Below are 12,816 nucleotides of genomic sequence, written 5' to 3' on the forward strand. Positions count from 1 at the left end.
GTAAGTGCCCGCCCGAGGAGCCCCCAATGCAACTCGCCGCGATCATCGTGTCGCTGGTCCTGACCGTGGTCGGCGTCGCGCTGCTCGCCCGAGCCGTGGCGTCCATCTACCGGTTCGTCAAGATCGGCCAGCCCGTCCCGGCGGGCAGCCGCACAGACCGGCCGAAGGAGCGGACGATCACCCTGGTCCGGGAGTTCCTGGGCCACACGCGCATGAACCGCTGGGGCATCGTCGGCTTCGCGCACTGGTTCGTCGCGATCGGCTTCCTGACGCTGCCGCCCACGCTGGTCCAGGCGTACGGGCAGCTCTTCCAGGCGGACTGGCTGCTGCCGATCGTCGGCGACTTCCTGCCGTTCGAGCTCTACACCGAGTTCATCGGCCTGATGACGGTCGTCGGCATCGTCGTCCTCATGGTGATCCGGCTGCTGTCGCTGCCCTCCCGGGCCGGCCGCAAGTCCCGCTTCGCCGGCTCCAAGGCCTGGCAGGCGTACTTCGTCGAGTACGTGATCCTCACCATCGGCCTCGCGATCCTCACGCTGCGCGGCCTGGAGGGCGCCATCCACGGCGTCCAGCACTACGAGGCCGCGTACTTCGCCTCGTACCCGCTGGTCGAGGCCTTCAACGGGCTGGAGCCGAGCACGCTCCAGAACCTCATCTACGCCGTCGCCATGGTGAAGATCAGCGTCTCGCTGATCTGGATGATCGTGGTCTCGCTCAACACCAACATGGGTGTGGCGTGGCACCGCTTCCTCGGCTTCCCGAACATCTGGTTCAAGCGCAACGCCGACGGCGCGACCGCGCTCGGCGCGCTGCAGCCGATGACCTCGGGCGGCAAGGAGATCGACTTCGAGGACCCGGGCGAGGACGACGTCTTCGGCGTCTCCCAGGTCGAGCAGTTCTCCTGGAAGGGCATCCTCGACTTCTCCACCTGCACCGAGTGCGGCCGCTGCCAGTCGCAGTGCCCCGCGTGGAACACCGGCAAGCCGCTCTCGCCGAAGCTCCTGATCATGTCGCTGCGCGACCACGCGCACGCCAAGGCCCCGTACCTGCTGGCCGGCGGCGGCAAGACCATGGAGGGCGAGGAGAAGGCCACCGAGGAGCAGCTGAAGGACGTCCCGGCCGCCGCCTTGGCCGAGGCCGAGCGCCCGCTGATCGGCACCGTCGAGGAGAACGGCGTCATCGACCCGGACGTGCTGTGGTCCTGCACCACCTGCGGTGCGTGCGTGGAGCAGTGCCCGGTCGACATCGAGCACATCGACCACATCGTCGACATGCGCCGCTACCAGGTGATGATCGAGTCCGCCTTCCCGTCGGAGGCCGGCACGATGCTGAAGAACCTGGAGAAGAAGGGCAACCCCTGGGGCCTGGCCAAGAAGCAGCGCGTCGAGTGGACCAAGGAGGTCGACTTCGAGGTCCCGATCGTCGGCAAGGACGTCGAGGACCTGTCCGAGGTCGACTACCTCTACTGGGTCGGCTGCGCCGGCGCGCTGGAGGACCGGGCCAAGAAGACCACCAAGGCCTTCGCGGAGCTGCTGCACATCGCGGGCGTCAAGTTCGCGATCATGGGCGGCGAGGAGAAGTGCACCGGTGACTCGCCGCGCCGCCTGGGCAACGAGCCGCTGTTCCAGCAGCTGGGCCAGGAGAACGTCGCGATGCTGAACATGGCGTTCGGCGAGGACGACGAGGACGAGTCGACGAAGAAGCCGAAGTCGGCGAAGAAGATCGTCTCGACCTGCCCGCACTGCTTCAACACCATCGCGAACGAGTACCCGCAGCTCGGCGGTGACTACGAGGTCATCCACCACACGCAGCTGCTCCAGCACCTCATCGACGAGGGCAGGCTCATCCCGGTGACGCCGGTCGACGGTCTGATCACGTACCACGACCCGTGCTACCTCGGCCGCCACAACAAGGTCTACACGCCGCCGCGCGAGATCATGTCCGCCGTCCCGGGCCTGCGCCAGCAGGAGATGCACCGCCACAAGGAGCGCGGCTTCTGCTGCGGCGCCGGCGGTGCGCGCATGTGGATGGAGGAGCGGATCGGCAAGCGCATCAACACCGAGCGCGTGGACGAGGCGCTGTCCCTCAACCCGGACATCGTCTCCACCGCCTGCCCGTTCTGCCTCGTGATGCTGACCGACTCGGTCAACGGCAAGAAGAACGACGGCCAGGCCAAGGAGTCGCTCCAGGTCGTGGACGTGGCGCAGCTGCTGCTGGACTCGGTGAAGACCCCGGTCGAGCCGGAGGCGGACGGCGAGGGCGTCTCCGAGCCGGAGCCGGAGCCCGCGAAGTAGGCGCGAAGTAGGCGCGACGCAGCCGCGCCGCGGCTGAACCGCCCCACTGCTCGGCCGCACCGGCGCACAGCCGCTCGACCGCACAGCCGAAGGCGAACGGCCGGTCTGCCCCCCGTGGCAAGACCGGCCGTTCGCGTGTGCGGGGGCTGGGATCAGCCCTGGTGGCGGCCGCGGCGCAGGAGGGCGAAGCCCAGGCCCGCGGCACCCGCGGCGGCCATGCCGCCGCCCGCGGCGACCAGGACCGGGGTGTCGGAGCCCTTGGCCTCGACGCCCTCGGCGCCGGCCTTCACGCCGCCCTTGGGCAGGACCCGGTGGGCCGTGGCCTCCTTGGCCCGGCGCGCGTCCTCGGCGCCCTTGGCGTCCTTGGCGTCCTTGGCGTCCTTGGCCGGGGTGACGACGGCGGCCTTGCGGCCGGTCCTGCGGTCGACCTTGTACTGCTCGACCAGCTTGCCGTGGAAGTCGTAGACCCAGCTGTCGCCGCCGTTGCGGCCGTCGATCACCACGAACTTGGCGTGCTTGCCGTCCTTGACGATCTTGTACGTCCAGCCGTCGTTGACGGCGCTCGGGTGCTTCAGGTCGAGGGTGCCGAGGTGGTTGCCGTTCGGCATGGAGATCTCCACGCGGGGGCCGTTCGCACCCTTGATCAGCTTGGCGACGCGGCCGTCGGGCATCTTGACCGTGGCGACCGAGACGGTCTTCTTCCCGCGCTGCTCGTGCTGGTCGTGCTTCTTGTGCTGCGGCTTCTGCTGCTTCTTGCCGCCCTCGACCCACGAGGTCACGGTGCCGTTGGGCTGGAGGACCACGTGCAGGCCGTTGTTCTGTCCGTAGGCCGGCCGGCCGTCCTTGGAGACGAGGGTGTCGACCGTGACGCCGTTGGCGGAGATCACGGCCTCGAAGTGGTTCGGGCCGATCTTGTAGACCTTGGCGACCGAGCCGTCGGCCAGGCGGACCGTGGTGACGAACTGACGGACCTCGTTCCCGCCCTTGTCCTTGTCCTTCGCCTTGTCCTTGCCGGGGAGGACCTCGGGCTTCACCTCGGGCTGGATCTCCGGCTTCACGTCGGGCTTGCCGGGAAGGACCTCGGGCTGGATCTCCGGCTTCACGTCCGGCTTGGCCTCGTCCGTGCCCGGCAGGACCTCCGGCGTGGTCTCGTCGGCGGTCCGGCCCGCCTCCGTCTGGTTGGCCGCGGGCGCCGGGGAGGCGGCGAAGGCGGCGTGGGCCGGGAGGGCCAGGGCGGCGACGGCCCCGGTGGCGACGGCGGCGGTACGGACGGTGCGACGGATGGCGCGCATGACGGTTCCTCGTGACTTCGTTGGGTGCGTGACCTGCGGTTCTTCGTTTTCCAGGCCCCTTGCGGTGGCGACGGATACGACGTTACGCACCATTTGTCTGGACCATCGGTAGGGAATGTAACGGCCGACCACAGAGTCCACCACGACCCCGTAAATGCCCCTGAAGCCCGCAAAACGGACCTGGGGCAGACCCCCCGGGGTCCCCCTAGGGGATGTCACAGCTCAGCCGCAAAGGCCCCGGGTTCCGGCCGCCCGCCCACCCTCTCCGCCACGACCAGGTACTTTCGATCACGTGGCTGGATTCAGGATCGGACGCGGCCGGGACAACCGCACCCCCCAACAACCCCCGCGGCAGCAGCCGTACGGACAGCAGCAGGTGCCGCCGTACGGGCAGCAGCCCTACCCCCCGCAGCAGCAGTACCCCCCGCAGGGACCGCCTCAGCAGTGGCCCCAGCAGGGCGGCGGCACCGCGGGCGGCCAGGGTGAGCCGGAGTACTTCGACCCGTACCACCAGGCCCCCCAGGGCGGCGGCTACGCCCCCCAGGGCGGCCCGCAGTACGGCGGCGGGCATGGCGACGCGTACTCCGCGGACAACCCCGGGCACACCCGGGCGTTCTCGATCGGCGAGGAGCCGTACGGCGGCGGCGCGACCTACCAGGCCGGCCAGGCGGCGCCCCCCGCGGGCCCCCGGCTGCCCTGGAAGCAGCTCCTGAGCGGCATCGTCCTGCGCCCGGGCCCGACCTTCCTCCGGATGCGGGACTACCCCGTCTGGGGCCCGGCGCTGACCGTGACCTTCCTGTACGGGCTGCTCGCCGTCTTCGGGCTGGACGACACCCGCGAGGACGCGATCAACTCCACCCTCTCGAAGGCCGTCCCGATCGTGCTGTCGGCCGGCGTGGCCTTCGTGGTGTGCGGCCTGATCCTCGGCGCCGTCACCCACACGCTGGCCCGCCAGCTGGGCGGCGACGGCTCCTGGCAGCCCACCGTGGGCCTGTCCATGCTGGTCATGTCCATCACGGACGCCCCGCGGCTGGTCTTCGCGATGTTCCTGGGCGGCGAGCACGCCCTGGTGCAGGTGCTGGGCTGGGCCACCTGGGTGGCCGCCGGCGCGCTCTTCACCTCGCTGATCAGCAAGGCGCACGACCTGCCGTGGCCGAAGGCCCTCGGGGCCTCGGCGATCCAGCTGGTCGCCCTGCTGTCGATCATCAAGCTGGGCACGCTGTAGCCGCAGCCCTCCCCCACGAGCCACACGAAAGGGCCCCCGCCGGAAACCGGCGGGGGCCCTTCGTGCATCCGGGGGGCGGGACTCAGGCGTCCAGCACCTGGCCCTCGCGCTTGACGACGGGCGGCTCGACGCTCCACGGGAACTCGATCCAGTCGTCCGTGCGCTTCCACACGTACTCGCACTTCACCAGCGAGTGGGACTTCTCGTAGATCACGGCGGACCGGACCTCGGCGACGGTGCCGACGCAGAAGTCGTGCACCAGCTTGAGGGTCTTGCCGGTGTCGGCCACGTCGTCCGCGATCAGCACCTTCTTGTCGGAGAAGTCGATCGCGTCGGGCACGGGCGCCAGCATGACGGGCATTTCGAGGGTCGTCCCCACGCCCGTGTAGAACTCCACGTTCACGAGGTGGATGTTCTTGCAGTCCAGGGCGTACGCCAGACCGCCGGCCACGAAGACGCCGCCGCGGGCGATGGAGAGGATGATGTCCGGCTCGTAGCCGTCGTCGGCGATGGTCTGCGCGAGCTCGCGCACGGCATTGCCGAAGCCCTCGTACGTCAGGGACTCTCGTACTGCGCTCATACCCGCCTTCACTTCCTGACTTCGGTGCGGTGGAAGTTCACGAAGGACCGCGAGGCCGTCGGGCCGCGCTGGCCCTGGTAACGCGACCCGTACCGCTCGCTTCCGTACGGGAACTCCGCGGGCGAGCTGAGCCGGAACATGCACAGCTGACCGATCTTCATCCCCGGCCAGAGCTTGATCGGCAGCGTGGCCAGGTTCGACAGCTCCAGGGTCACGTGCCCCGAGAAGCCCGGGTCGATGAACCCGGCGGTCGAATGCGTCACCAGACCCAGCCTGCCCAGGCTGGACTTCCCCTCCAGTCTGGAGGCGATGTCGTCCGGCAGCGAGATGACCTCGTACGTCGAGGCGAGGACGAACTCGCCCGGGTGGAGGATGAAGGCCTCGTCCCCCTCGGGCTCCACCAGCCGGGTCAGATCGCTCTGCTCCTCGGCGGGGTCGATGTGGGGGTAACGGTGGTTCTCGAACACGCGGAAGAACCGGTCGAGACGCACGTCGATGCTGGAGGGCTGCACCATCGATTCGTCGAACGGGTCGATGCGCACCCGTCCGCTGTCGATCTCGGCCCGGATGTCCTTGTCTGAGAGAAGCACGTCCCGAGGATACGCAAGGCGCGCGGCCCCGCCCCAATCAGGACAGCCCGCGCGCCCCCGCTGCCAGCCGCTACCGCTTCACCGGCACCGCGTGCCGGAGCCGCGCGCAGCGCGGGCAGCGGATGAGCCGCCCGGGCCCGATCCGCCCGGCTCCGAGCTGCTGCATCGGGAACGAGGCGGTGCTGAATACGTGCCCTTCGGCACAACGGACGACGGTGTGCTCCATCGAGTCCCTTTCCCCAACGAGCCGACTGCGACGAATCGCCACATTAGGGGATGAACCACTGCGCGCTCCACGCGCCGCTCCGCCCGCTCACGGTACGCCCCAACTCCCGCCCCGCGCACGCGTATCCCTGACCGGAAACAACACAACGGCCCCGCGGCTTCTCCGCCGGGGGCCTGGCATGGGGTACAGTATGCGACGATGCATCACACACAACCGATGCACCATGCGGATGTAGTTTAATGGTAGAACATGAGCTTCCCAAGCTTATAGCGCGGGTTCGATTCCCGTCATCCGCTCCATGACGAAGCCCCAGGTCAGCGACCTGGGGCTTCGTCGTTGTCCAGACCGTCCGCCTCCTGGCCGGCCGTCGACGCGATCTGAACCTTGATCACTGGCCGTGCGCCGCTGCCGGCCGGTAATTTCGTGCGGCCGAGGACATCGCTGGAACCACCTGGTCGGTGGCCTCGGAGGGCGCGCATCAGGGGGCGGAACAAGCATGAAGGATCTTGTCGTGGGCAACGGCGAGCGCGAGGCGGCGGTCCGGCTGGAGAAGCACCGGGGAGAACTGACCGGGTACTGCTACCGGATGCTGGGCTCGTACGCCGAGGCCGAGGACGCCGTGCAGGAGACGATGGTCCGGGCCTGGCGGAACCTCGAGGGGTTCGAGGGGCGTTCGTCGCTGCGGTCGTGGGTCTACCGCATCGCCACCAACGTGTGCCTGGACGCACTGGCCGCCGGCAGGCGGCGGGCTCTGCCGATGGACCTCTCGGAGCCGTCGCCCGGCGCTTCGGCCCCGGGAGCCCCGGAGGAGGCCACCATGTGGATCGGGCCCTGTCCCGGAGGGGACCCCGAGGCGGCGGTGGCAGCGGGCGAGTCGGTGCGGCTGGCGTTCGTCGCCGCGCTCCAGCACCTCCCGCCCAGGCAGCGGGCCACGCTGATCCTCCGGGACGTGCTGGCCTTCTCGGCCCGCGAAGTCGCCGAGCTGCACGGCTCGACCGTCGCCTCGGTCAACAGTGCCCTGCAGCGGGCCCGGGCCACACTGGCCGCGCACCGCGGACCCGCCGACGGCCCCGTTACCCAGCCGTCCGACGCCGTCCGCCGCGTGCTGGCCGAGCGGTACGCCACGGCCTTCTCCCGCTACGACATGGAGGAGCTGAACATGCTGCTCCATGTCGACGCCACGCTGTGCCTTCCCCCGTACGCGAAGTGGATGCGCGGGGTCTCCGACATTCAGGCGTGGCTGACCGGGCCCGCCGTCGGCTGTCGCGGCTCCCGCCTGATCCCGACCACGGCGAACGGCACCCCCGCGTTCGGCCAGTACCGGCCCAGCCTCGACGGAACGGGCTACGAACCCTGGGCACTCCAGGTCATCGAGTTCTCCGGCAACCGCATCACCGGCATCAACGCCTTCCGAGACACCGCGCACCTGTTCCCGCTCTTCGGCCTGCCCGCACACATAGGCCCGACCGCCTCTCCCGACACCAGCGCCACCGATGGCCGCCACCTGCCGGGCCCAGCCCATGTCTGAAGGACCCCACATGCCTTGGTCAGAGCACATCGTCGTCCGTGACGGCGTCCGCGTTTCCTGCCGTGACTGGGGAGGTTCGGGGCCGTCCGTCGTCCTGTTGCACGGACTGGCCGGCCACGTGGGCGAATGGGACGCCATCGCCAGAGACCTGAGCCCCCGCTACCGGGTCGTCGCCATCGACCAGCGCGGCCACGGCGCCAGCGAGCGCCGTCCGCGGGACGTGTCCCGGGCCGCGTACGTCGCGGATGCCGTCGCCGTGGTCGAACGGCTCGGCCTCCAGCGACCTGTCCTGGTGGGCCAGTCGCTGGGCGGCCACACCGCCATGCTCGCCGCCGCAGCGCACCCCGGCCTCTTCCGTGCGCTCGTCCTGGTGGAGGCCGGGCCGGGCGGGCCGAACCGTGACGTACAGGCGGAGATCGGGGGGTGGCTCGATGCCTGGCCCAAGCCGTTCGCATCGCGGGAGGCCGCGGTCGAGTTCCTCGGCGGCGGTCCGGTTGGAGAGGGCTGGGCGGCCGGCCTGGTGGAGCACGACGGCGGCTGGTGGCCGCGCTTCGACCGGGACGTGATGGTCGAGTCACTGGCGGAGATTGCCCAGCGGTCCTTCTGGGACGAGTGGTCGAGGGTAACCTGCCCGACCCTGGCCGTCCTCGGCCAGTCCGGCATCATCTCGTCGGGGGAGATTGACGAGATGCTCCGGCGGCGGCCGGAGACGGTGGCTTTGAGCGTCCCCGGGACGGGACACGACGTTCATCTGGAGCGACCGGACGTCCTGCGGCACGTGCTCCGTGGGCTTCTTGGAAACGTCACATGATCTGCCATCCGCCGGACGGCGTGATCACGTTCCCGGTCACCGGCCGTTGGTCTCGGCGAGTGTGTGCGCGACAAGGGCGTTGGCGTGACCGTGTCCCAGGCCGTGCTCGGACTTGAGCCGACCCTTTACTGCGTCGGTCATGAGATGTCCCCGGTTTCCCGTCGAAATGATCTTGGTGGTGTCGATGATGCCTGCCCGGTGCGGCAGGCGGCTGGCAATTCGCCCGGGTGATGGCCAGGCGGGCTGTCACCGCGGTGAGCCCCAGCAGGCCGAGGCCCGCACCGGCGGTGAAGGCCAGGACGGAGATGGCGGAGGCCACGAAGCCGGCGAGAACGACCACGGGCACGAGGCGCGAGGCGCGAGCCCAGCGGCGGTGGCCCCGGGCGGCGAGCGGGCGGGTCAGGACGACGAACGCGGCGCACAGGGCCAGGTAACCGACCATCCCGGCGAGCATGTGCGCGGCGCCATGCCCGCTGATCACCGTCGCGTCCGGGGAGCCTTCGGGGAATCCCGCCCCCGCGTCCGCCGGGAAGATCGCGGCAGCCCAGAACGAGGCGCCGAAGACACCGACCAGGACCGGGCCCCAGGTTCCTCCCGCGCCGCCGCGCAGCACCCGGCGCAGACCGGCCGCACCCGCGATCAGCAGCGTTCCGGTGAGCAGGAAGTTCACCGTCTGGATCCAGCCCGCCTCCCCAAGGGCGAGCTGGCTGATCGCGTTACGGGTGAAGTCGAACCTCCCAGCCAAGTGCGCTGCGTCAGAGGCCACTCGGTCCCGTCCTCCGGCTTGTCGAGAAGGCCGTGCCACAACGTGCCGGTAGAGGCAGTGAACAGCGGCTGGGGGAGTTGGGTGAGGACGGCGGGCGGGCCGGCCAAGCGGGGGCGGCCAGGCCGAGCCGGGTGACGGGTCCGAGGTGCCGGGTCGCGGTGGTGATCAGCGGCGGGGTCCCCCGCGACCGAACGGCCCCGCGCCTTCCGACGTACGGTGGACGTACCCAGACCTGACCGGGCCGGCCTCGACGGGAAAGGACGGTGCCTCCTTGGACCGCAACGAGCCGGAGGCGGAAGCCCTTCCGCCGCCGGGGCACGCCGAAGTACGCATCGTCGCCGCCACCCCGGACGCCGCCCGGATGGTGGCCGACGTCCTCCGTCGCTGTTTCGCCGGCGACGAGCAGCGCAGCTATCCCGCCCCTGGCGGGGGCACCCGCCTCCACCTCACCGTCGACACCGCCCACCCCGCCGAACCGGCCCGGTCCTGGCTGGCCACCAGCAGGCCCCCGGGCGGCAGCGGAACCCACCCCGAGGAACCCTGACCCGGCAGTGGTGCACGCCGGCGCGCAGGGCGGGGCCCGGCGCGTCGGCTCCGGCGCGGAGTACGCTGGAGGTACCGGGAGCACCTCGTACACCCGCTCTCACGCGGATGTCGTTCCCGGCGCTCACCAGGCCGGGGCGCCCCGGGCGCCCCGGGGACGGGTCGCGGTCCCATGACCACCACCACCGCTCCCACCCGTCAGGCCCGCCTGGTCCTGACCCCGACAGCCTCTGCGGCCGGCCTGCTGGACGGCGCCTGGTGGCCCTACTCACGCGATCTCGCAACCGAGCTGCCTCCCCTGGTGGAGGCGCTGCGGGACCGCTTCGGACGCGTCACGCGGATCACCGCGCATCCGGGGCCCTGGTCCGTCGCCGTGCGCGCGGTCCCCGTCGGCGGTTACGCCGTGCACGTCGGCTGGTTCGCCGACCAGGCCCCCGACACGATGGTCCTGCTCTCGTACAGCCTCGGGCGCTGCGACCTGCTCGTGATCCCCCCGGAAACCGAACCCGCCTCCGCCGCGCGCCTGATGGCCGCCGCGTCCGCACCGGGCAACTTCCACACCACGGGAACCCTGATGTCCGAGGAGAGCGCGACCCGTCGCCTCCTGCGGGAGGCAGGGACCGGTGAGGACGCCTGGGAGACAGACGGCGGCGCCTCCCCGCAGCCCCGTCCCCACCCCCGCCCCCGTCCCGTCGTGGGGGCACGCATGATCTACCTGCCCCGGGGCGTGCGGGGATGACACCCGCGGTTCCCGCGAGCGCGCCGATCCCTCGTCCTGAGGCCGCGCTCCACCAATTCAGGCACGACCGGAACTCCGCATTGCGAATGGGCGGATATCTGGGTTCGCGAGCACAGATTTTGACCAGCCCCCCGAAGAGGGTTTTTACCGGCGACACACGCGTGAAAAAATCCGAACCCGAACGGAGCGGACCGCGTGCTACTGTCGGACCAGTTGCAGTTTTGGTACCCGTAAATTTCAGACGCTCCTGCGGCCTCATGCCGCACAGGGCGTTTTGCATTCCGGTCGTTTTCCGGCGGGGCATCATCGCGGCGACACGGCATCCGTAAAGCGCGGATTCCGCTGCACTGCCCCGAGGAGATATGACATGGCCGCTGGCACCGTGAAGTGGTTCAACGCGGAAAAGGGTTTCGGCTTCATCGAGCAGGAGGGTGGCGGCCCTGACGTGTTCGCCCACTACTCGAACATCGCCACCCAGGGATTCCGCGAGCTCCAGGAGGGGCAGAAGGTCTCCTTCGACATCGCGCAGGGCCAGAAGGGCCCGACGGCGGAGAACATCGTTCCCGCCTGACCCTGACGCGCCACACGCAGCTGGGGCCCGCATCCTTCGGGGTGCGGGCCCCAGCTTTTTCATTTTCCAGGGCTTGTGCGCGCACTGAATCACCCTGCCCGATTCCAGCGTCATCCCGCTGCATCCCGAAATTCCGACACCCCTCAGGAGGCACGGTCGGAATTCCTCGGTACGTGTCGTATCACGAAAGGTTCCAAATGGACCCCACACGCACGAACGGCCGTCCCTCCAGCACCCGCCGCACGGGCGGCCCCGCTCCGGCAGGGGGAGAGTTCGCCCTGCCCGAGACGGTCACGCCGGGGCTGCCTCCCGTCGAGGACTTCGCCGACCTCCCCCTGGACGAGCGCCTCCTGGCCACGCTCGGCACGCAGGGCGTGACCGTCCCGTTCCCCATCCAGGGTGCGACGCTGCCGAACTCCCTGGCGGGCCGCGACGTGCTGGGCCGCGGCAGGACGGGTTCCGGCAAGACGCTCGCCTTCGGACTGGCCCTGCTGGCCCGTACGGCCGGCCGCCGCGCCGCCCCCAGGGCGCCGCTCGCGCTGGTCCTCGTACCGACCCGGGAGCTCGCCCAGCAGGTCACCGATGCCCTCGCACCGTACGCACGTGCCGTGGGACTGCGCCTGGCCACCGTCGTCGGCGGAATGCCGATCGGCCGGCAGGCCTCCAGGCTGCGAAGCGGAGCCGAGGTCGTCGTGGCCACCCCCGGGCGCCTCAAGGACCTCGTCGACCGCGGCCACTGCAGTCTGAACGAGGTGGCCGTCACCGTCCTGGACGAGGCCGACCAGATGGCCGACATGGGCTTCATGCCCCAGGTGACCACCCTCCTGGACCAGGTCCGGCCCGAGGGCCAGCGGATGCTGTTCTCCGCCACCCTGGACCGGAACGTCGACCTCCTGGTCCGCCGGTACCTGAGCGACGCGGTCGTCCACTCCGTGGACCCCTCCCAGGGCGCCGTCACCACGATGGAGCACCACGTCCTGCACGTGCGCGGCACCGACAAGCAGAGGCTGACCACCGAGATCGCGGCACGGGACGGTCGGGTGATCATGTTCCTGGGCACCAAGCACGCCGTGGACCGCCTCACCGAGGACCTCCTCGGCCACGGTGTGCGGGCAGCGGCGTTGCACGGGGGGAAGTCCCAGCCGCAGCGCGCCCGCACCCTGGCCCGGTTCAGGAACGGTCACGTCACCGTTCTGGTCGCCACGAACGTCGCGGCCCGCGGAATCCACGTCGACCAGCTCGACCTCGTCGTCAACGTGGACCCGCCCACCGACCACAAGGACTACCTGCACCGCGGCGGCCGTACCGCGCGGGCCGGTGCGTCGGGCAGCGTCGTCACCCTGGTCACCGCCAACCAGCGCCGCGCCGTGACACGCCTCATGACGGCCGCCGGCATCGTGCCCGAGACCACCCAGGTCCGCTCCGGTGAGGGCGAGCTCGCCCGGATCACGGGCGCGCGCACCCCGTCCGGCGTTCCCGTGAAGATCACCGCGCCGCCCGCCGAGCAGCGCGGACGCGGCCCCGCTCCCCGCGGCCGGCGGGGTCCCGTCCCGGCGTCCCGGCGGGCCGCCGCACGGCGGCGAACCGCCGGCAGGGCCGCCTGAGCGTCGTGGCCCTCCGGTCGGGTGCCGTCCGCCCGGCGCCCGGGTGC

The 12,816-nt window shown here is 70.5% G+C and carries 11 protein-coding genes, 1 tRNA gene and 2 pseudogenes; 9 read left to right on the forward strand and 5 right to left on the reverse strand.

All coding sequences use genetic code 11. The features are described from left to right. The first annotated feature begins 26 nt into the window (after positions 1-26). On the forward strand, positions 27-2,294 hold the full coding sequence (locus ACIQUR_RS16625) for a (Fe-S)-binding protein (protein ID WP_403664570.1): 2,268 nt from the start codon (positions 27-29) through the stop codon (positions 2,292-2,294). A gap of 152 nt (positions 2,295-2,446) precedes the next feature. Here ACIQUR_RS16625 and ACIQUR_RS16630 read toward each other — a convergent pair whose 3' ends face one another. After that, positions 2,447-3,586, reverse strand: coding sequence for a hypothetical protein (locus ACIQUR_RS16630; RefSeq protein ID WP_403664572.1), 1,140 nt, complete (start codon positions 3,584-3,586; stop codon positions 2,447-2,449). A gap of 292 nt (positions 3,587-3,878) precedes the next feature. On the opposite strand from ACIQUR_RS16630, the gene ACIQUR_RS16635 reads away from it, so the two are divergent. Continuing rightward, the gene (locus tag ACIQUR_RS16635; protein ID WP_403664574.1) at positions 3,879-4,811 is read left to right on the forward strand and encodes a Yip1 family protein; all 933 of its coding nucleotides are present in this window, start codon (positions 3,879-3,881) and stop codon (positions 4,809-4,811) included. An 82-nt stretch (positions 4,812-4,893) separates the two neighbouring features. Here the strand turns inward: ACIQUR_RS16635 and ACIQUR_RS16640 are convergent, their stop codons facing one another. After that, positions 4,894-5,391 carry a phosphoribosyltransferase gene (locus ACIQUR_RS16640; protein ID WP_403664576.1) on the reverse strand — a complete coding sequence of 166 codons (498 nt, stop codon included), beginning with the start codon at positions 5,389-5,391 and terminating at the stop codon, positions 4,894-4,896. Between the two features lie 8 nt (positions 5,392-5,399). Next, complete coding sequence (gene dcd, locus ACIQUR_RS16645) at positions 5,400-5,981, reverse strand: dCTP deaminase (RefSeq protein ID WP_399943575.1); 582 nt, start codon at positions 5,979-5,981, stop codon at positions 5,400-5,402. A gap of 451 nt (positions 5,982-6,432) precedes the next feature. On the opposite strand from dcd, the gene ACIQUR_RS16650 reads away from it, so the two are divergent. The 3 genes from ACIQUR_RS16650 (at position 6,433) to ACIQUR_RS16660 (ending at position 8,546) form a co-directional block, all read left to right on the forward strand. Next, positions 6,433-6,506: transfer RNA gene (locus ACIQUR_RS16650), tRNA-Gly, on the forward strand. Between the two features lie 197 nt (positions 6,507-6,703). Next, entirely contained in the window at positions 6,704-7,735 is a 1,032-nt protein-coding gene (locus ACIQUR_RS16655) for a sigma-70 family RNA polymerase sigma factor (RefSeq protein WP_403664579.1), read from the forward strand. 10 nt (positions 7,736-7,745) lie between these two features. Continuing rightward, positions 7,746-8,546 carry an alpha/beta fold hydrolase gene (locus ACIQUR_RS16660; RefSeq protein ID WP_403664581.1) on the forward strand — a complete coding sequence of 267 codons (801 nt, stop codon included), beginning with the start codon at positions 7,746-7,748 and terminating at the stop codon, positions 8,544-8,546. A 36-nt stretch (positions 8,547-8,582) separates the two neighbouring features. Here ACIQUR_RS16660 and ACIQUR_RS16665 read toward each other — a convergent pair. Both ACIQUR_RS16665 and ACIQUR_RS16670 read right to left on the reverse strand, forming a co-directional pair. Continuing rightward, positions 8,583-8,669 (reverse strand): annotated as a pseudogene (locus ACIQUR_RS16665) (DUF4287 domain-containing protein); the annotation flags it as partial. Between the two features lie 109 nt (positions 8,670-8,778). Then, positions 8,779-9,312, reverse strand: a pseudogene (locus ACIQUR_RS16670) (DUF998 domain-containing protein); the annotation flags it as partial. Between the two features lie 271 nt (positions 9,313-9,583). On the opposite strand from ACIQUR_RS16670, the gene ACIQUR_RS16675 reads away from it, so the two are divergent. From ACIQUR_RS16675 to ACIQUR_RS16690, 4 genes are all read left to right on the forward strand, one after another. Beyond that, on the forward strand, positions 9,584-9,856 hold the full coding sequence (locus ACIQUR_RS16675; protein ID WP_403664583.1) for a hypothetical protein: 273 nt from the start codon (positions 9,584-9,586) through the stop codon (positions 9,854-9,856). 171 nt (positions 9,857-10,027) lie between these two features. Further along, positions 10,028-10,594 (forward strand): DUF5994 family protein, encoded by a 567-nt coding sequence (locus tag ACIQUR_RS16680; RefSeq protein WP_403664585.1) that lies wholly within the window; start codon positions 10,028-10,030, stop codon positions 10,592-10,594. A gap of 367 nt (positions 10,595-10,961) precedes the next feature. Beyond that, the gene (locus tag ACIQUR_RS16685; RefSeq protein ID WP_319009446.1) at positions 10,962-11,165 is read left to right on the forward strand and encodes a cold-shock protein; all 204 of its coding nucleotides are present in this window, start codon (positions 10,962-10,964) and stop codon (positions 11,163-11,165) included. Positions 11,166-11,362: 197 nt separating this feature from the next. Then, positions 11,363-12,769: a DEAD/DEAH box helicase gene (locus ACIQUR_RS16690; RefSeq protein WP_403664587.1), complete on the forward strand. Its 1,407-nt coding sequence runs from the start codon at positions 11,363-11,365 to the stop codon at positions 12,767-12,769. The last annotated feature ends 47 nt before the right edge of the window (positions 12,770-12,816 follow it).

It is taken from the genome of Streptomyces sp. NPDC101132 (genome assembly GCF_044759225.1).
In the GTDB taxonomy this organism is placed as follows: domain Bacteria; phylum Actinomycetota; class Actinomycetes; order Streptomycetales; family Streptomycetaceae; genus Streptomyces.

What these genes read in the sequence shown, in the direction of transcription:
- ACIQUR_RS16680 (WP_403664585.1), top strand. Translation starts at nt 10,028, where the DNA reads ATGACCACCACCACCGCTCCCACCCGTCAGGCCCGCCTGGTCCTGACC.
- ACIQUR_RS16690 (WP_403664587.1), top strand. Translation starts at nt 11,363, where the DNA reads ATGGACCCCACACGCACGAACGGCCGTCCCTCCAGCACCCGCCGCACG.
- ACIQUR_RS16655 (WP_403664579.1), top strand. Translation starts at nt 6,704, where the DNA reads ATGAAGGATCTTGTCGTGGGCAACGGCGAGCGCGAGGCGGCGGTCCGG.
- ACIQUR_RS16630 (WP_403664572.1), bottom strand. Translation starts at nt 3,586, where the DNA reads ATGCGCGCCATCCGTCGCACCGTCCGTACCGCCGCCGTCGCCACCGGG.
- ACIQUR_RS16625 (WP_403664570.1), top strand. Translation starts at nt 27, where the DNA reads ATGCAACTCGCCGCGATCATCGTGTCGCTGGTCCTGACCGTGGTCGGC.
- ACIQUR_RS16640 (WP_403664576.1), bottom strand. Translation starts at nt 5,391, where the DNA reads ATGAGCGCAGTACGAGAGTCCCTGACGTACGAGGGCTTCGGCAATGCC.
- ACIQUR_RS16685 (WP_319009446.1), top strand. Translation starts at nt 10,962, where the DNA reads ATGGCCGCTGGCACCGTGAAGTGGTTCAACGCGGAAAAGGGTTTCGGC.
- ACIQUR_RS16660 (WP_403664581.1), top strand. Translation starts at nt 7,746, where the DNA reads ATGCCTTGGTCAGAGCACATCGTCGTCCGTGACGGCGTCCGCGTTTCC.